Source organism: Collimonas fungivorans Ter331, from assembly GCF_000221045.1.
Classification (GTDB): Bacteria; Pseudomonadota; Gammaproteobacteria; order Burkholderiales; family Burkholderiaceae_D; genus Collimonas; species Collimonas fungivorans_A.
This window is the reverse complement of the sequence record NC_015856.1, coordinates 4,584,303-4,602,776: the sequence shown is the minus strand read 5'-3', so window position 1 is coordinate 4,602,776 and position 18,474 is coordinate 4,584,303. Positions and strand designations below refer to the sequence as shown.

The following is an 18,474-nucleotide window of genomic DNA, read 5'->3' as shown; positions in this document are numbered from 1 at the left end:
TGCTGAATTCTCAGTGATTCCGATCCACTGCGAACGCAGATAATTGTAGCAAAGAATCCTTGAACTGACTATTTGGCAACCCCGAAATCGCCGCCGCCGCCCGCTGCGACGCTTTCTCTGCTTCATGCCTGGTGTAGTTCAGGGCGCCCGAGCTGGTGATGGCGGCGAGGATTTCATCGAAATGCTGTTCATCGCCGTTTTCGATGCAGCTGCGCACCAGTGCGCGCTGTTCGGCGCTGCCATGCTCCATCAGGTAAATCAGGGGCAGGGTCGGCTTGCCTTCGCGCAGGTCGTCGCCGACGTTCTTGCCGATATCGCCGGCGTTGCCGGAATAATCCAGGACATCGTCGATCAGCTGGAACGCGGTGCCGAGCGAACGGCCGTATTCGCCTGCAGCGTCAATCGCATCGTCGCCGGCGCCGGCGATCAGGGCGCCGAGCTGGGCCGCCGCCTCAAACAGCTTGGCGGTCTTGGAACGGATCACCTGCAGGTAGTTTTCTTCGGACACGTCTGGATTGTGCATGTTCAGCAATTGCAGCACTTCACCCTCGGCGATAACGTTGGTGGCGTCGGCGACGATCTGCATCACGCGCGCATTGTCGACCGCCACCATCATCTGGAAAGCGCGCGAATACAGGAAATCGCCCACCAGCACCGAAGCGGCGTTGCCGAACAGCGCATTGGCGGTCTGGCGGCCGCGCCGCAAGGACGATTCATCGACCACGTCGTCGTGCAGCAAGGTCGCGGTATGGATGAATTCGATCACCGCCGCCAGTTCGTGGTGTTTTTCGCCGCTGTAGCCGTAAGCCTGGGCCATCAGCAAGACCAGCACCGGGCGCAGGCGCTTGCCGCCGGCACTGATGATGTATTCGGCAATCTGGTTCACCAGCGGCACATCGGAATGCAATTGCCGGCGAATCACTGCGTTGACCGCTTCCATATCGGCCGCGATCGGGGACATCATGAATTGTGAGGATGAAGTGTTGGGAGCGGCTGACAAAATAAAACCTGTTGGAAATCGATTGTGCCGTGATTATACGATGACAGCCGCGATTAAGGCCCGTTGACCCCAAATCGGCTCTCGCCCGAACTGGTATTGGCGTGCCGGACAGTGCCGCCTCGCGCTGGCGCAGGGCGGCACTGGTCCGGTCCCGGAGATATTGCTATCCCTTTAACTTTGCAAAGGCGGCGGCCATGGCGCCGTTTACCGGCGCCGGCGCTGCCTGCTTTTGCTGCGACAGGCGCTTGGCGTCATTGCGGTCGGCGCGCTGCTCCGGCTTGGCGCCGGCGACCGGGGCGTTGTCGGTCAGGCGCATGGTCAGCGCGATACGCTTGCGCTTTTCGTCGACTTCCAGCACTTTCACCTTGACCACCTGGCCGGCCTTGACCACGCTGTGCGGATCCTTGACGAATGTGTTCGACAGCGCGGAAATATGCACCAGGCCGTCCTGGTGCACGCCGATATCGACAAATGCGCCAAACGCCGCCACATTGGTGACCACGCCTTCCAGGATCATGTCGGGACGCAGGTCGCGGATTTCTTCGACGCCGTCCTTGAAGGTCGCGGTGGTGAATTCCGGGCGCGGGTCGCGGCCTGGTTTTTCCAGTTCCTTGAGGATGTCGGCGATGGTCGGGACGCCGAATTTTTCATCGGCGTATTTGGCCGGATTGAGCGATTTCAGCAGCTTGTCGTCGCCGATCACGCCCTTGACGTCTTTCTTGATGTCGGCCAGGATCTTTTCCACCAGCGGATAGGATTCCGGGTGCACCGCGGAGCCGTCCAAAGGATTGTCGCTATTCATGACGCGCAGGAAACCGGCTGCCTGTTCAAAGGTCTTTTCACCCAGGCGCGGCACTTCCCGCAACCCGGCGCGCGATGTAAACATGCCTTTCATGTCGCGGTAAGTAACGATGCTCTGGGCAACGCTGGCGTTGAGGCCGGAAACCCGCGCCAGCAGAGGCGCCGACGCCGTGTTGACATCGACCCCGACCGCATTCACGCAATCTTCCACCACCGCATCCAGCGAGCGCGCCAGCTGGGTCTGGCCGACGTCATGCTGGTACTGGCCGACGCCGATCGACTTCGGATCGATCTTCACCAGTTCTGCCAGCGGATCTTGCAGGCGGCGCGCAATCGACACTGCGCCGCGCAGCGAGACGTCCATGTCCGGCAATTCGCGCGAGGCAAATTCCGAGGCCGAGTAGACCGAAGCGCCGGCTTCCGACACCACGATCTTGGTCAGCTTCAGTTCCGGCCGCAGCTTGATCAGGTCTTGCGCCAGTTTGTCGGTTTCACGCGAAGCGGTGCCGTTGCCGATCGAAATCAGCGACACCTTATGCTTTTCCGCCAGTTGCGCCAGCGTGTGCAGCGAACCGTCCCAGTCGTTGCGCGGCTGGTGCGGATAAATCGCGGTAGTGTCGACCACCTTGCCGGTAGCGTCGATCACCGCCACCTTGACGCCGGTGCGCAAGCCAGGATCGAGGCCCATGGTGGCGCGCGGTCCGGCCGGCGCCGCCAGCAGCAGCGCTTTCAGGTTGCGGGCGAAGACGTTGATCGCTTCCACTTCCGCGGTTTCACGCAGCTTCGTCATCAGCTCGGTTTCCAGGTGCATGAAGACCTTGACGCGCCAGCTCCAGCGTACCGTGTCGCTCAGCCATTTGTCGGCGCTGCGGTTTTTGTTGCTGATGCCGAAACGGGCGGCGATGCGGCCTTCGCACGGATTGTGCGGGGCGTCCCATTTCGGTTTTTCTTCTTCCGTGTCGAGACGCAGCACCACATTCAGGATTTCTTCGCGGCGGCCGCGGAACAGCGCCAGCGCCCGGTGCGACGGGATCGTGCCTATGGTTTCGGAATAGTCGAAGTAGTCGGCGAATTTTTCACCGGCGTCCTGTTTGCCGTCCACCACTTTCGATTCGACCACGCCGTGCTCGGTCAGGTACTCGCGCAGCGCCTGCAGCAGCGCGGCGTCTTCCGAGAAGCGCTCCATCAGGATCTGGCGGGCGCCGTCGAGCGCGGCCTTGGCATCGGCGACGCCAGGGTTGTCGCCATTGTCGGTGCTGAATGCCGGTTTCAGGTACTTGTCGGCTTCCTGCTCCGGATTCAGTTCGGGATTGCCCAACAGTGCATCGGCCAGCTCGGTCAGGCCGGCTTCCGCGGCGATCTGCGCCTTGGTGCGGCGCTTCAGCTTGTACGGCAGGTACAAGTCTTCGAGCCGGGTCTTGTCCTCTGCCAGCGAAATTGCCTGTAATAGCGCTGGCGTCATTTTTCCCTGTTCTTCAATCGAGGCCAGGATCGCGCCGCGCCGGACTTCCAGCTCGCGCAGGTAGCGCAGGCGTTCTTCCAGCAAGCGCAGCTGGATATCGTCCAGGCCGCCGGTGGCTTCCTTGCGGTAGCGAGCGATAAAAGGCACGGTGGCGCCTTCGTCCAGCAGGGCGACGGCAGCGGCGACCTGCACCGGTTTGGCGGCAAGTTCAAGGGCGAGACGTTGTTCGATCGAAGGCAGCATAGAGAGTCGAGGGTCTTAAGAATGAAAATCAAGCGTTGGATCATACGCAATCCAGATAATTCCGCCAGTCTTGACAGCCCGAAAAGAAGCCGCCCTGAAAATCCGTTCGGCCGAAAAGCTTGTCATATCACCATATTTTTATTTCCCAGTGGTATTATTTATCCGCGCTTGTCGGACTGTTCTATAGACAACTGTCAGGCGAATCTGAGCAGACGTGAGGAAAATGGTTGTAAATGAAAAATATTGTTAAATGATAATTTTTTTCTTGTTTGTCGATGAGCCAGCAAATATGCTTGTGGCCGTATGCGACAGGGCGAAGATGTAACGCCCATTGTTCATTAATCACACAGTAGTATTTCTTCAGGAGTCGAATATGCATCTATCTAAACGTCTGGGCGCGGAAGCCCTTGGCACATTCTGGCTGGTTCTCGGCGGTTGCGGCAGCGCTGTGCTGGCGGCCGGGTTTCCGGGACTGGGAATCGGGTTTCACGGCGTCGCGCTGGCTTTCGGCCTGACCGTGCTGACAATGGCGTTCGCCATCGGCCATATTTCCGGCTGCCACTTGAATCCGGCAGTGACGCTCGGACTGGCTACCGCCGGCCGTTTCCCGAAAAGCGAAATTCTGCCTTACTGGGTGGCCCAGGTAGTCGGCGGCATCATCGCCGCAGGTGTCCTGTACCTGATCGCCACCGGCAAAGCGGGCGCGGAGATCGGCAATTTTGCCGCCAACGGCTACGGCGACCATTCGCCGGGCCTGTATTCGATGAACGCGGCCCTGATTTCTGAAGTGGTGATGACTTTCATCTTCCTGATCGTGATCCTGGGCGCTACCGACAAGCGCGCACCGGCCGGTTTTGCGCCGATTGCGATCGGCCTGTGCCTGACCCTGATCCACCTGATCAGCATCCCGGTCACCAATACCTCGGTGAATCCGGCGCGCAGCACCAGCCAGGCGTTGTTTGTCGGCGGCTGGGCATTGCAGCAGCTGTGGCTGTTCTGGCTGGCGCCGCTGGTCGGCGCGGTTATCGCGGGTATCGTGTACCCGGCAATCTGGGGCGAGAAGGACTGATGTCCTGATCCGGTATGGATAAAAAAAGCGCGGCATGCCGCGCTTTTTTGTTTTCTGCCGATTAGCTTGGGCTCTTGCGCCTGCCGCCGCTGACGCGTTCGATGCCGGCGATGTCTTCCCAGCTTTGCACGGCATCAAATTGCTGTGCCTGCAGCAGTTCACGCACTGCCGGCGCCTGATCGTAGCCATGCTCCATCAGCAGCCAGCCGCCGTCTTTCAGGTGGCGCGCTGCGCCGTCGATGATGATGCGCAGCGCGCTCAAGCCGTCTGCATGGTCGGTCAGCGCATCTTGCGGTTCGAAGCGCAGGTCGCCCTGCGCCAGGTGGCTGTCGCCGGCAACGATATACGGCGGATTGGCGACGATCAAATTGAATTGCCGGTCGTCCAGCGCGCCATACCAGCTGCTTAACAACAGCTGCAGCTGGCCCGGCGCCAGGTAGCGCGCGGCATTGCGGCTGGCCACCGCCAGCGCGGCGGCGCTGACGTCCAGCGCGGTCAGTTGCAGGTCCGGACGGCTGTGGGCGATGGCGACCGCGATGGCGCCGGAACCGGTGCCCAGGTCCAGCACGCTTAGCGTCTCCGGGCCGGCGGCGGCAGGCAAGTGCTGTAGCGCCAGGTCCACCAGCAGTTCGGTCTCCGGGCGCGGGATCAGGACGTCCGGGGTGACTTCCAGTTGCAAGCCATAAAATTCGCGCTGGCCGATAATGTACGCAATCGGCTCGCCCAGTAGGCGTCGCTGAAACAGGGTCGACAGCCGCCGCGCTTGGCCGGTGTCGATAGTCCGCTCGTCCTGGGTAATCAGCTGTATCCGCGTCAGCTGCAGCGCATGCATCAGCAGGATGCGGTTCTCCAGCGGGTTGAGCGGCGCCTGCTTCAATATCGCGGCGATGCTGGCGCCTGCCTCTATTGCAAACGTATCGGGAATGACAGCCATTACTCAGCCATTTCGTCGCGCCGCTTAGTAGCGGCTATTGCGTTTGAACAGTGTGGCGACCAGGATCACGAGCAGCACCACAAACCACAACAGCGACCATTGCGGGATCGACAGGCCCAGGATCGGATCGTAAGGGGTCGAGCAGAGTGCGTAGGCGTCTACCTTGAACACCGACGGCAGCAAAGTGGCCGGCGGCAGCGCGTTCATGGGCGCCTCCAGCGCATCGCGGCCGCACGAGACCGCCGGATGGGCGATGACCCACAGATGCCAGATAGCGGTGCCGGCGCCGCCCAGTCCCGCCAGGATGCCGATTCCCGCCCCGGCTTTCTGGGCGCCGGCCGGCAGGCCGGCGCAAATCAGGCAAATCAGCGCGATCGCCGCGAATGCATAACGCTGTATCACGCACAGCGGACAAGGCTGCATGTCCTGGTAGTGCTGCAAATACAATGCGCCGCCCAGGATAGCCAGGGCGATGAAGGCGACTGCAAGCAAAACGGATTTGGATGTTTTCATTTTTGGAGTGTGAGTTGGGTCGATGAGAGCCTGTCTGTCGCGGGTCAGATACCGCCTGCGCCGCTTGGTTCCGCGCCAGCCGCTAGCATATGCGATTTTCAGATCGCCTGCGCGCCGTTTAGACCGCATCTCCCAGCGCCGCCAGCAGGTCAGCCTGGTGCTCTGCCGCCAGCGCGTTGGTCAGCTCTTCCAGGTCGCCGTCCATGATGAAATCGAGCTTGTACAAGGTCAGGTTGATGCGATGGTCGGTCATCCGCCCTTGCGGGAAATTGTAGGTGCGGATGCGCTCGCTGCGGTCACCCGAGCCGATCAGCGATTTGCGGGTGGCGGCTTCTTTCGACTGCTGCGCGCGCAGCTGGCCGTCCTTGATGCGCGCCGCCAGCACTTTCAGGGCGGAAGCCTTGTTCTTGTGCTGGCTGCGGTCGTCCTGACACTCGACCACGATGCCGGTCGGCATGTGGGTGATGCGCACCGCGGAATCGGTCTTGTTGATGTGCTGGCCGCCGGCGCCGGAGGCGCGGTAGGTGTCGATGCGGATGTCGGCAGGATTGATGTCGACGTCGCCGACTTCGTCCGCCTCCGGCATGATGGCGACGGTGCAGGCCGAGGTATGGATGCGGCCCTGGGTTTCCGTGGCCGGCACCCGCTGCACGCGATGGCCGCCGGATTCGAACTTCAACTTGGAGTAGGCGCCGAAGCCGATCACGCGCACGATGACTTCCTTGTAACCGCCGACTTCCGACGACGATTCCGACACCATCTCGACCTGCCAGCGGTTGCGTTCGGCGAAGCGCGTATACATCCGCAGCAGGTCGCCGGCGAACAGCGCCGATTCGTCGCCGCCGGTGCCGGCCCGGATTTCCAGGAAAATATTGCGCTCGTCGTTAGGGTCCTTGGGCAGCAGCATCTTCTGCAGGTCGCCCTGCAGCTGTTCCATGCGCGCTTTCGCCGCCACGATCTCATCTTGGGCGAATTCCTTCATGTCCGGGTCGGATTGCATTTCTTGCGCCGCCGCGATATCGGCGTCGGCTTGCAGATAGGCCTGGTACAGCTCGACCAGCGGCCCCAGTTCTGCGTGTTCGCGCGTCAACTTGCGATAGCTGTCCATGCTGGCGGTGGCGTCTTCCTGCATCAGCAGGTCGCCGACTTCGACCAGGCGATTGGCAAGTTGGTCGAGCTTGGCGAGCATTGATGGTTTCATGGCGGGTTTCAGTCAGGGCAAGGCGAATCGAAAAAGGGGATGCAGCAGTGCGCAGGGCGGCACGATTGTTCGCGGCCATGCGGGGTGTAGCGGCAGCTGCGCTAACGTTTGGTGCGGAACAGTTGCGGCAGGAGGGCTGCCAGGCGCGCGCGTTCGTCGCCCTGGGCATTGTGCAAAGCCTGTTGCGGGCCGTGCATGAATTTGGCGGTCAGGCCTTTGGAGAGCGCTTCCAGGACTACTTCGATATCCTCGCCCTTGGCCAGCATTTTGCGGGCGCGCTCCAGCTCCAGCCGGCGCATGGCTTCGCTCGATTCCTGCAGGTCCTGGATCAGCGGCACCACCGCCCGGTTATCCACCCAGTGCATGAATGACTGCACCCGGGTTTCGATGATGGCTTCTGCCTGCGCTACCGCGGCCTGGCGATTTTCCATGCCGGTCTGCACGATCGAACCGAGGTCGTCGACGGTGTACAGGAAAATATCGTCGAGGCGGCCGATTTCAGTTTCGATATCGCGCGGCACGGCCAGGTCCAGCATGAACATCGGTTTGTGGCGCCGCGCCTTGACCGCGCGTTCGACCATGCCGAGGCCGATGATCGGCAAGCTCGATGCGGTGCAAGAAACGATGATGTCGAAATTGCCCAGCTGCGTCGGCAATTCAGCCAGCCGTATGGCCTGGCCGTTGAAACGATGCGCCAGCAATTCGGCGCGTTCCAGGGTGCGGTTGGCGACCGTCAGGGATTTCGGATTTTGCGCGGCAAAGTGGGTGGCGCACAACTCGATCATTTCGCCGGCGCCGATGAACAGCACATGCTGGCCGGCGACGGTATCGAAAATCCGTTCCGACATGCGCACCGCAGCGGCGGCCATGGAAACGCTATGGGCGCCGATTTCGGTAGTGCTGCGGACTTCCTTGGCGACCGCGAAGGTGCGCTGGAACAGCTGGTGCAGGTAAGTGCCGAGGCCGCCGGCGGCTTCCGCATGGCGCACGGCATCCTTCATCTGGCCCAGGATCTGCGCTTCGCCCAGCACCATGGAATCCAGCCCTGAAGCCACCCGGAACGCATGGCGCACGGCGTTGTCTTGCGGCAGCGTGTACAAATGTGGCCGCAGCTCGGCGTAAGGCAGCTGGTGGTAATGCGCCAGGAAATGTGCGGTGGAGTCGATAGAAGCGTCAACCCCGTGCTGCAGGTTGCCCGCCGCGTACAGTTCGGTACGGTTGCAGGTTGACAGGATCGCAGCTTCATCCGACATGCTGGGGGTGTTGCCGCCGCTGAACCAGGCGCGCGCCGCCATCACCGCCTGACCGATCTGGTCAGCCGGGAAAGCCACCTTTTCGCGCAGGGAAACGGGCGCGGTGGTGTGGTTGAGGCCGACGGTTAACAGTTGCATAGAAACAGGTGCATGGATGCAGTTGACAACAGGGGCGGTAATGAACCGGGGCAATATTGTTAACCCGAGATTATACTCTTAGTAGCCAGAGAGGAAATTGCAGCCCGGCTGGCGCCGGCCGCAGCTCAGGTAAGGGCTGGCAAAGTGACAATGAAAGTGCTGCCTTCGCCCAGGGTGCTTTCCAGCGAAATTTCACCAAAGTGCCGCTCCACCACGGTTTTTACAAACACCAGGCCGAGGCCGGTGCCTTCCGTATGCGGCTGGCCCGGGGCGCTGACGCGCTGGTAGCGCTGGAACAGCTTGACCTGGTCATGCGGCGCAATGCCAAAACCCTGGTCGGTGATGCGGCAGACTACCTGCGGCAGCAATTTGACGTATTTCAGGCGCAAGGTGCAGGTAATCCGGGTATCCGGCAAGCTGTAGCTGATGGCGTTGGAAATCAGGTTGCACAGCGCGCGCGCCATCAGCGAGCGATCGATATTGGTCAGGAATTCCTGGCCTTCGATATCCGTGATCAGCTCGATCTTCTTGTTGTTGGCAAGGCTCCACATTTCATCGACGGCGTCATACAGCACATCCTGGAAATCGACTTCTTCGAGTCGGTATTCGGACGATTCGGCGCGCGCCAGCTGGACAAAATTATCCGCCAGCCCCAGGGTCTTGCGCGCCGCCTGCTCCAGCCGCGCGAAAAATTCCTTCTGCGGCAGCGCCGAGGACGGGTTGCCTTGCAATTCGAGCAAAGCCAGGATCGAGGCTTGCGGCGCGCGCATGTCGTGCGACAGGAAGCGCAGTGTTTCGTCGCGGCTGCGTTCGGCGGCGCGGATGATGGTGATGTCGACGATGCTGACGATCCAGCCGGTCAGCACCTGGTGCGCGGAATGGCAGGGCCCGCTCTTGATCAGCAGGTCGCGCCCTTGCTGGTCCTGCACCGTGGTGCCGCTGGTGAGGGTGGCCACATGTTCGAGATCGATCAGGTCCCACCAGCTGAAGACGTGGCCGGCGGCGGTATTGCCGGCTTGCGGCGTGCTCATGTTGGAAAACAGGTAGGGCAGCAGCGCGCCGTCGATATTGCGGATGCCGGCGGCGGCGAAATAGTCCCGCGCAAACTGGTTCGAGACAAGCACATGGCCGTCGATGGTGGTGATCAGGGTGGCGTCCGGCAGGCTGTTGACGCTGTCCGAAATGAACTGGCGCAAATCGCGCACCCGGCGCGCCGCGACCCGCATGGCGTTGATGCGCTGCTCGAGCAAGTCTTCCACTTGCTGCGGCGCCGGTTCCGTATTCACCTCAGGCAGCAGGTGCGGTTCCTGGTCCAGCAGCATGAATTCTTGGCCGAGATAGGAAATCGCCGATTCGAGGCGGATCCAGTTCCATATGGGATGGGCGATGGCGAGCGCGATCAGGGCTGCGGTCGGGGCGATCCAGATGCCCAGCGTCAGCAGCAGATAGCTGACCGCCATCGTCAGCAGCATCAGGGTGGCGGTGATCAGCAAGGAGATGCGCGGCGTCCACAGCAGGTAGCTGGAGAGCGCGATGAGCACCGGCACGATGCTGAACAGCGCGGTCTGCAGCGGCCGGGCGATGCTGATCGATTTGTGGTCGAGCAGGCCGGCCAGGATATTGGCGTTGATCTCGATGCCCGGCATGACGCCGGAGGTGCCTGAGACCGGCGTCGGGAACGTATCCGCCATGCCTAGCGCGGTGGGGCCGATCAATACATATTTGCCGGTGAAAAACTGATCGGGCACGTCGCCGCGCAGTACCGAGGCATAGGGCACCGAGCGGAAATGGCCGCTGCCGCCGGCGAACGGGATCTGGATCTGGTAATCGCGCTGCCAGCCGTCGGCTTTGTGCGGAGCGGGATCAACCGGCGTCTCCCCTAACCGCGCGCCTGGCAGGCTGCCGTCGGCGCCGGTAATGTTTTGCCCGGCGACGCCGGCCAGCGCAACCGCAAAATGCGGCCACCAATTGCCGTCCTGGCCTTCTCGCAGAAAGACGCTGCGCACCACGCCGTCCGGATCGAGCTCCAGGTGCACATGGCCTATGCCGCGTGCGGCATTGAGAAAATCCGGCGTCGGCAGCAGAGCTTTCAGGCCGGGACCGGCGCTGGCAGCGACCATCGGCAGCACCGTCAGCTTGCTGGCCGCCAGCGCCTTGGTCAGCGCGCGGTCATCGGCGCGCTGGCCGGGGGACTGTCCTTGTTCGGCCTCCGGCATGATCACGTCCAGCCCGATCGCCAGCGGATTGGCGTGCATGATCCGGTTCAGCAGCTTGGCGTGCAGGCTGCGTTCCCAGGGCCAGCGGCCCAGCTTGCTGATGCTGTAGTCGTCGATGGCGACGATGATGATGTCGTCGCGCGCCGGCCGCGAATCGGCCCGCATGAACTGGTCGTACAAGGTGCGGTCGAGGCGGCCGAGGCCGTTCACGTAGCCCATGCTGCCGGCGACGATCAGCATCAGTATGGTGATCGCCATCCATTGGCGGAACGCTACCCGTTTGATGAGCGGAATGACCTGCTTGATCATGAACAGTCGGCGAAAGGTTGCATGGTCGTGGCAGGCTTAATGTCCGGTCTGGGTGTTGCCGCCGACATTGAGCAGGGGCGAACCGTCGCTGGTGATCCAGCGGCTGCCGATATACACTTTTTGCGAAGGCGAGAAGGGGCCTACGTAACCGTCGGCGTCGATCGCCTTGATGCGGATGAAATAAGTGCCGTTGTCCGGACGCGGGACGACGATCTCCGGCGTCGCCGTGGTTTGCGTCAGCAGCAGCGCCGAGTAGCCTGCGTCGCGGCCGATTTCGACCACGAATGTTTGTCCCGGTTCTGCGCTCCAGCGGAACGACAGGTCGCCCTCGACCGCATCGGCAAACTTGGGAACCTGCAGCGCCGGCAGCAGGTTGAAGCGTTGCGGATCGCCGTAAGGCCCCTGGTCGCTGCCCTTGCCCTGCTCGACAATGGTCGCCACGCGCCAGAAGTAAGTGCCGAGCGCCAGTTTGCCGGCGCTGAACTGCGGCGCCGCGACGGCCGGCTGGTCAAGCAGCAGCTGCCTGAATTCGGCATCGCTGGCGACTTGCAGATGATAGGCTTGCGCGTTGCCGACTTCGGCCCAGCTGAAGATGACGTCTTCGGCGCGCGATTTGTTCTTTGGTTCGATCGAGATCGGCGGTTCGGGCCGGGCTTTTAATGTAAACGCGGTGATCTGCGGGATGCCTTGCAAGCCAGTCTGGTCGAGCGCAGTGATGCGGGCGAAATACTTGCCGTCCTCAAGCCCGTTGATCTTGAGTTCGGTATTGTCCGATTCGGCCTCGCTGACGACATTGCGCGCATCGGCATCGGTGGCGATTTGCGCACGGTAGCTGCGGGCGCCGGCCACCGCAGCGACGCTGAAGCGGACCGTCGGCCGTTCCTGCAGCTGCGGACGGCCATTGAGTTGTGGCGCCGGCAACAGCGCAACTGCCTTGCCCACCCCTTTGCCGTTGGTGACGTTGCCTTGCCCAGGGCGCAGGGTTAGCGCCGGCGCCTGGTTTTTCTTGGCCACTGCGACACCGCCGCTCAGCACTTCGGTCATCACCCTGTCGCCGACCAGGTCGACCCGGAAATCGGTGCCGCGCACGCCCGCCACCGCCAGCGGCGAATGGACTTCGAAACGGCCTTTGTTCTTGTCCAGCGGCGAGACCTTGGATTCGACCCGGCCTTTGAGCAATGTGATCTCGGTGCGCGGGCTATTGGTATAGCGCGCGGTGCGCAGCTTGCTCAGTTTTACCTGGCTGTTGGACGGCAGGGCGACATGCGACTGGTCCGGCAGGCTGAGCGACAGGAAGCTGTTGCTGCCGGTATTGATGATGGTGCCTTCGCTCAAGATAGTGCCGATGCTGATCTCGATCGGGCGGCCGTCGGCGCCGACAGCGTCGATATTGCCGGACATGGCGGCTACCTGGGCCGTGCTCGGATCATCCGGCAGCAGCGCCACCGGAATGATGATGGCGGTGCCGACCGGGATCGTGCGGTCATTTTCGATGTGGTTGAGTTTCGCCAGCTGCACCCAGTTGTTCTTGCTGGAAGTCAGCTGGGCGGCGATCACGCCCAGGGTGTCGCCAAGCTGCGCGCGGTAAGTGATCGTCGCCGCACCCACCTGCACCGCGGCCGGGTCCAGCGCCGGCGGGGCAGCAAATAGCGGCGCCTCTGCAAGGCAGAGCGCCAGGAAAGCTATTTTGGTGAATGTGCTGCGCATATCTGTCTATCAGCGCAACCGAAACGCGCCTTATCCTGTTAGTTGTTCTAGTCGATAACCGTAGCTATAAACCGGAGCGAGTCGATAGCCGTTTTCTGGTCGTAATTGTAACTTACTCCGTACCCGTGAGACGTGGGTATCCATGGTACGGGAAGGAATGTCGACATCGCGCGACCATACGGCTTCGAGGATATAGGCGCGCGACAGAGGGCGGCCCAGGTTGCGAAAAAACAACAGCGCCAGGTCGAATTCCTTTTGCGTGATCTCGATCGGCTTGCCGGCCAGGGTCAGGCGGCCTGAGCGTGTTTCAAACAGATAATCGTTGAATACGATCTGTTCGCTCGAATTCTGGATCGGATAGGCGCGCCGCAACAAGGCTTGCACGCGCGCCACCAGCTCGCTGCGGCGGATCGGCTTGATCATGTAGTCGTCGGCGCCGGCGGCCAGGCCTTCGACAATGTCATCCTCGCCGGAACGGCTGGTAATGAACAGCACCGGGATGGTCTTGGGAAGTTTGTCTCTGACCCAGCGCAATACCTCGGGGCCGCTGAGATCAGGAACCTGCCAATCCAGGACCAGCATGTCGTAGCTTTCCCGGCGCAGCTGGTTCAGTATCTCTTTGCCGCTCTGGAATGGATGGCAGATATGCCCACTGGATGTGAGCACCTGGCAAACTAGATCGGTTTGACTGGGGTCGTCATCAAGGACAGCAATTCTCATATTTTATATATGTTAGGTGATTTCAGCGCTGGGGCCGGCATCGGTGTTGTGGCGAATGCAAGGACGAATACATAGACTATATTAATCTTATTGCTACATTGCTGTAGATAAATATTCTATATATTTCCAGTGTCTTTCAATTGCCACAAAAAATAAATAATTCAGTGGCGCCGGATGTATTTGACAAAGCCCATGCCAAAACCGTTTCGGTTGCATGTTTGGCGGTGTATGCGATTGTCATACAGTGTATGACGGGATTTGTAAAATTCCACCAGTGGCGCTCAATAACGAGAACCTGTCCGGGCCTGCGATCCTGGCCGGTCGTTGCACGGATTGCGGCCAGCGCGGCATTGCGCTGAATTCAGCTGCAGTCAGAAATGCCGGCTTAAGCGTCCGGCAGCACCACGTTGACATCCAGCACTTCAAGATTTCCCTGGCGATCCAGGGAAATCTTGATGTCGTCGGCATTGACCTTGGTGTATTTGGAAATCACCTCGATCAGCTCCTTGTGCAGCGCCGGCAGGAAATCATGGCCCGAGCGGCCATTGCGCTCGCGGGCAATGATGATCTGCAGGCGTTCCTTGGCGGCCGATGCTGTTTTAGGCTTGTTGTTAAACAAGAACGAGAGCAATGCCATGTTATTTCCCTCCAAAGATGCGGTGCAGGAAACCCGGTTTTTCATAGGAGGTAAAGCGCAGGGTGACGTCCTCGCCGAGGAAACGCGAGACGACATCTTCGTAGGCCAGGGCGACATCGCTGCCCTTGATATGAATCGCCGGATTACCCTGGTTGGAGGCGTGCAGCACCGATTCCGATTCAGGAATGATGCCGATCAGCGGAATCCGCAGGATATCCTGGACATCGGTGTACGATAGCATTTCGCCGGCTTCGACGCGTTTGGCCGAATAGCGGGTGATCAGCAGATGTTCCTTGACCGGCTCGCCGCCGTTTTGCGCGCGCCGCGATTTCGCCTGGATGATGCCGAGGATGCGGTCGGAGTCGCGCACCGACGATACTTCCGGGTTGGTGACGACGATCGCTTCATCGGCAAACGTCAGCGCCATCACGGCGCCGCGTTCGATGCCGGCCGGCGAATCGCAAATGATGTATTCGAAATCCATCTTCACCAGGTCGTTGAGGACGGTCTCCACGCCTTCTTCGGTCAAAGCATCTTTGTCGCGGGTTTGCGAAGCCGGCAAGATGAACAGGTTTTCGCAATGCTTGTCCTTGATCAAGGCCTGGGTCAAGGTTGCTTCCTTGTTGACCACATTGATCAGATCGTACACCACGCGCCGTTCGCAGCCCATGATCAGGTCCAGGTTGCGCAGGCCGACGTCAAAGTCGAGCACGGCGGTTTTGTGGCCGCGCATGGCCAGGCCTGATGCAAAACTGGCGCTGGAGGTGGTTTTGCCAACCCCGCCTTTGCCGGACGTAACAACGATGATTTTTGCCACGAAGAGCTCCTTTGTTATGCATTGCGGGACAGAGTTTAAGAGTCGCCGCCGTGCGACGAATTACTCTGTCCTCAACTGATTAGATAAAATGGTTAATGTAACGAGCAGATTCCCTTAATTACGCGACGCGGAATTGAGCGATAGTACGTCAATCCGGTCGCCGCTCAGGCGAATTTGTGCTGGCTGCCCCTTTTGTTCCGGCGGCAAGCCGTTTTCGAAAGTGCGGTAGACGCCGGCGATGGAAACCAGTTCGGCTTCCATGCTGGCAGCGAAGATGCGCGCCGAGGTATCGCCGCTGGCGCCAGCCAGGGCGCGTCCGCGCAGCGGCGCGTAGACGTGGATGCTGCCGTCGGCGATGATTTCGGCGCCATTGTTGACTGTGGCGGTGATCACCAGGTCGGCGTCGCGCGCATAGATACGCTGCCCTGCGCGTATCGGCGTATCGATGATCATGGTGCTGGCTGCAGCCCTGGGAGGCGCGGCAGCAGGTGCGGCGGGCGGCGGCGGAGCTGCAGGTTCCTGGCGAGCCGCAACGACGTGATCGATGCTCAGGCCGCTGGCGATGATGTCGGCTTCCATTTCCGCCGGGGCATTGCGTACGGCAACTGCGTTCAGGCGATATTTCTTCAGCAGCTCTATCAGTTGCGGCCAGTCCATGGGCGAACGGTCCGGCCCCAGCGCGGCGACATCGATGACGGCAAATTCATTGTCAAAGAAGTCGGCGCTGCCGCCGGTCATCTCCTGCAAAGCGGCTTCCAGCACCATCGGATCTGAATCATGCAAGATGGCGGATACGGCCACCACGGTTGCAATTTTTATTTCAATCGGCTTGCGGGATTTGTTTTTGAGCATAAAGCAGTGAGGTATATAGGCAACCAAAGCGGAAAGCGCTGACGGATTGGTTTATAGAACGTTTAGGCGGCAAATGGTTCGCTTATCTGTTTGCTTAAGGGTATATAAAATATTGTCCTGTTTTGTGATCTTACCAAATCTCGGGAAGATCACGAAAAAAGCATTGCCGGCCTGTTGTTCCTGGATGCTGCCGTATTCGGCCTGAGCCGGGGGTTTTCACTGCTTTTTCACTGTTACGTAATGCGCCGCAAATGCAAAAAGGGCTTAGCCGAAGCTAAGCCCTTTTTCCGTTTTTGGTGGCCCGGGGCGGAATCGAACCACCGACACAAGGATTTTCAATCCTCTGCTCTACCGACTGAGCTACCAGGCCAAGGGACAGGAGTATAGCAAAACATTTTCGATCCGCAAAGCCCCTTGTTGAAACTTCTTGAAAAAACTTTGCGCTGCTCATGTGCAGCCCAATTTGTAGGCGGCAACTTCCCGTCGGGGTGCCAGGAAACCCTTATTTGATGGGGCGCGCGAGGCTTTACAAGCGTAGTCGTTATAATGGCGGCATGAAAGATATCGCATCAATCTCGAAAAATACCGGCGCCGCGCCGAAGGCGGAATACGATATTTGCATCGTCGGCAATGGCGCTGTCGGCAAGGCGGCGGCGCTGGCCTTGGCGCAGGCGGGTTTGCGCGTCGCTTTGCTGGGGATGCCGCCGCCGGCGCCGGTTGCAGCGCCGGAGGCTTGGGACACGCGCGTCTACGCATTGAATCATGTGGCGCGCAGCCTGCTGTCGACTGTCAAGGTGTGGGATGCCCTGGATCCGGCGCGGATAAGTCCGGTAGAAGGCATGGCGATCAAAGGCGGGACCGGCAGTGCCGCCGGCAATCTGGCGTTTGACGCTTACAGCGCGCGGGTCGATGCGCTGGCCTGGATTGTGGAAGACCGCAATCTCAACCAGGCACTGGATGCGGCGCTGAAATTTTCCTCGAACGTGCGGCTGCTCAGCGGCCGTGTCAAATCCCTGCAAGTAGATACGGATGCGGCGGCGCTGCAGCTGGAGTCGGGCGAGACTGTCGGCGCTGCGCTGGTGGTGGGCGCCGACGGCGCGCAATCCTGGGTGCGCAGCCAATGCCAGATCGGGATCGATTACCGCTCATATAAACAACGCGGCGTGGTCGCCAATTTCTCGTGCGAGCGGCCGCATCATGGCATTGCCTACCAATGGTTCACCGAAACCGAGGGCATTGTCGCCTTGCTGCCGTTGCCTGGACAGCGGGTATCGCTGGTGTGGTCGGCGCCGGAGACCCTGGCGCTTGAACTATTGAACGAACCCCTGTCGGAACTGGCCGAGCGCCTGACGACGCTGGCCGGCGACAAGCTGGGACAGTTGCAGCCCCTGCAGCCGGAACTGGCGCAAGCATTTCCTTTATCCCTGCTCAAGACCCATTCGCTGGTGGCGCCGCGTGTCGCCCTGGTCGGCGACGCCGGCCACGTGGTGCATCCGCTGGCCGGGCACGGCATGAATCTCGGATTCGGCGACGTCGCGGCGCTGGTCCAGGTGCTGGCCGAACGCGGAGCCCATCGCGATTGCGGCGATGCCGGCGTGCTGGCGCGTTATGCGCGGGCGCGTAAGGAAGAAATACTCGTGATGCAAATGACGACCGACGGACTGGAGCGGCTGTTTGGCTTCGATTTCGGGCCCTTGCGTTTGCTGCGTAATGCCGGGTTGAACTTGCTGGATAAAGTGCCGGTCTTAAAAAGACAATTGATGGCCCACGCTTTGGGTCGGACAGCTGATAAAGAATAACTGGAACAACGATGAAAAAAACAAGCGTGGTATTGACGACCCTGGCGGCCCTGATGGGCCTGTGGGCAAGCGCTGCCGGCGCCGAGACCTTGCAGGAAGCCGCGGTCAAGAAGCTGATAGAGCCGCGCCTGGGAGACAACGTCAAGGTCGATGAAGTGACCAAGACGCCGTATTCCGGCTTGTTCGAGGTGCGCGTCGGCAACGATATCTTTTATACCGACGCCGCCGCCAAGTATGTGTTCGTCGGCCGCATCATGGATGCCCAGACCTCGCGCGACTTCACCCGCGAGCGAGTGGATGAGCTGAGCAAGGTCAAGTTCTCGGATTTGCCGCTGGAGCTGGCCATGAAAAGGGTCAAGGGCAACGGCAAGCGCGTGATCGCGGTGTTCGAAGATCCCAACTGCGGTTATTGCAAGCGCTTCCACAAGACCACGCTGCAGGAAATAGACAACGTTACCGTGTACACCTTCTTGTATAACATCCTGGCCGACGATTCCGCCGTCAAGGCCCGCAATGTCTGGTGCAGCGCCGACCGCAACAAGGCCTGGACCGACATGATGGTCGACGGCAAAGCCGCCGCCGCCGCGCCGGCCGCCTGCCAGGCGCCGAACGACAAGGTACTGGCGCTCGGCCAGAAGTTGAACGTGACCGGCACGCCTACCATCATCTTTGCCGACGGTTCCCGTACGCCTGGCTGGATCGATGCGAAAGCCATGGAAGCCAAATTCAGTTCTTTGAAATGAAGCAGGCGCCTGCCGTCCGGCGGGCGCGACTTTTCCCTGAAACCTGTCATGGGTGTTCAA

The 18,474-nt window shown here is 60.6% G+C and carries 15 protein-coding genes and 1 tRNA gene; 3 read left to right on the top strand and 13 right to left on the bottom strand.

Going from position 1 to position 18,474, the window contains the following annotated elements:
• Positions 1-10 precede the first annotated feature (10 nt).
• Entirely contained in the window at positions 11-961 is a 951-nt protein-coding gene (ispB, locus tag CFU_RS20405; protein ID WP_085959179.1) for an octaprenyl diphosphate synthase, read from the bottom strand.
• A 202-nt stretch (positions 962-1,163) separates the two neighbouring features.
• Positions 1,164-3,506 carry a Tex family protein gene (locus CFU_RS20400; RefSeq protein ID WP_014007894.1) on the bottom strand — a complete coding sequence of 781 codons (2,343 nt, stop codon included), beginning with the start codon at positions 3,504-3,506 and terminating at the stop codon, positions 1,164-1,166.
• Between the two features lie 373 nt (positions 3,507-3,879).
• Between CFU_RS20400 and aqpZ the strand changes: the two genes are divergently transcribed.
• The gene (aqpZ, locus tag CFU_RS20395; RefSeq protein WP_014007892.1) at positions 3,880-4,575 is read left to right on the top strand and encodes an aquaporin Z; all 696 of its coding nucleotides are present in this window, start codon (positions 3,880-3,882) and stop codon (positions 4,573-4,575) included.
• Positions 4,576-4,636: 61 nt separating this feature from the next.
• Here aqpZ and prmC read toward each other — a convergent pair whose 3' ends face one another.
• The 11 genes from prmC to CFU_RS20340 form a co-directional block, all read right to left on the bottom strand.
• Entirely contained in the window at positions 4,637-5,509 is an 873-nt protein-coding gene (gene prmC / locus CFU_RS20390; RefSeq protein WP_014007891.1) for a peptide chain release factor N(5)-glutamine methyltransferase, read from the bottom strand.
• Between the two features lie 24 nt (positions 5,510-5,533).
• The gene (locus CFU_RS20385; RefSeq protein ID WP_014007890.1) at positions 5,534-6,022 is read right to left on the bottom strand and encodes a disulfide bond formation protein B; all 489 of its coding nucleotides are present in this window, start codon (positions 6,020-6,022) and stop codon (positions 5,534-5,536) included.
• Between the two features lie 118 nt (positions 6,023-6,140).
• On the bottom strand, positions 6,141-7,223 hold the full coding sequence (prfA, locus tag CFU_RS20380; RefSeq protein ID WP_014007889.1) for a peptide chain release factor 1: 1,083 nt from the start codon (positions 7,221-7,223) through the stop codon (positions 6,141-6,143).
• Positions 7,224-7,324: 101 nt separating this feature from the next.
• Positions 7,325-8,614, bottom strand: a complete 1,290-nt coding sequence (gene hemA, locus CFU_RS20375; RefSeq protein WP_014007888.1) for a glutamyl-tRNA reductase — start codon at positions 8,612-8,614, stop codon at positions 7,325-7,327.
• Between the two features lie 125 nt (positions 8,615-8,739).
• A complete protein-coding gene (locus CFU_RS20370; protein WP_014007887.1) occupies positions 8,740-11,139 on the bottom strand; it encodes a CHASE2 domain-containing protein in 2,400 nt (799 codons plus the stop codon).
• A 36-nt stretch (positions 11,140-11,175) separates the two neighbouring features.
• The gene (locus tag CFU_RS20365) at positions 11,176-12,846 is read right to left on the bottom strand and encodes a FecR domain-containing protein (RefSeq protein WP_014007886.1); all 1,671 of its coding nucleotides are present in this window, start codon (positions 12,844-12,846) and stop codon (positions 11,176-11,178) included.
• Positions 12,847-12,876: 30 nt separating this feature from the next.
• Positions 12,877-13,566, bottom strand: a complete 690-nt coding sequence (locus CFU_RS20360; protein ID WP_014007885.1) for a response regulator transcription factor — start codon at positions 13,564-13,566, stop codon at positions 12,877-12,879.
• 385 nt (positions 13,567-13,951) lie between these two features.
• Positions 13,952-14,203 carry a cell division topological specificity factor MinE gene (gene minE / locus CFU_RS20355; RefSeq protein ID WP_041742551.1) on the bottom strand — a complete coding sequence of 84 codons (252 nt, stop codon included), beginning with the start codon at positions 14,201-14,203 and terminating at the stop codon, positions 13,952-13,954.
• 1 nt (position 14,204) lies between these two features.
• Positions 14,205-15,020, bottom strand: a complete 816-nt coding sequence (gene minD, locus CFU_RS20350) for a septum site-determining protein MinD (protein WP_014007883.1) — start codon at positions 15,018-15,020, stop codon at positions 14,205-14,207.
• A gap of 114 nt (positions 15,021-15,134) precedes the next feature.
• A complete protein-coding gene (minC, locus tag CFU_RS20345) occupies positions 15,135-15,872 on the bottom strand; it encodes a septum site-determining protein MinC (RefSeq protein ID WP_041742549.1) in 738 nt (245 codons plus the stop codon).
• Positions 15,873-16,166: 294 nt separating this feature from the next.
• A tRNA-Phe gene (locus CFU_RS20340) sits at positions 16,167-16,242 on the bottom strand.
• Between the two features lie 184 nt (positions 16,243-16,426).
• On the opposite strand from CFU_RS20340, the gene CFU_RS20335 reads away from it, so the two are divergent.
• Both CFU_RS20335 and CFU_RS20330 read left to right on the top strand, forming a co-directional pair.
• Positions 16,427-17,671: an FAD-dependent monooxygenase gene (locus tag CFU_RS20335; protein WP_041742548.1), complete on the top strand. Its 1,245-nt coding sequence runs from the start codon at positions 16,427-16,429 to the stop codon at positions 17,669-17,671.
• 11 nt (positions 17,672-17,682) lie between these two features.
• On the top strand, positions 17,683-18,414 hold the full coding sequence (locus CFU_RS20330; RefSeq protein ID WP_014007880.1) for a DsbC family protein: 732 nt from the start codon (positions 17,683-17,685) through the stop codon (positions 18,412-18,414).
• The last annotated feature ends 60 nt before the right edge of the window (positions 18,415-18,474 follow it).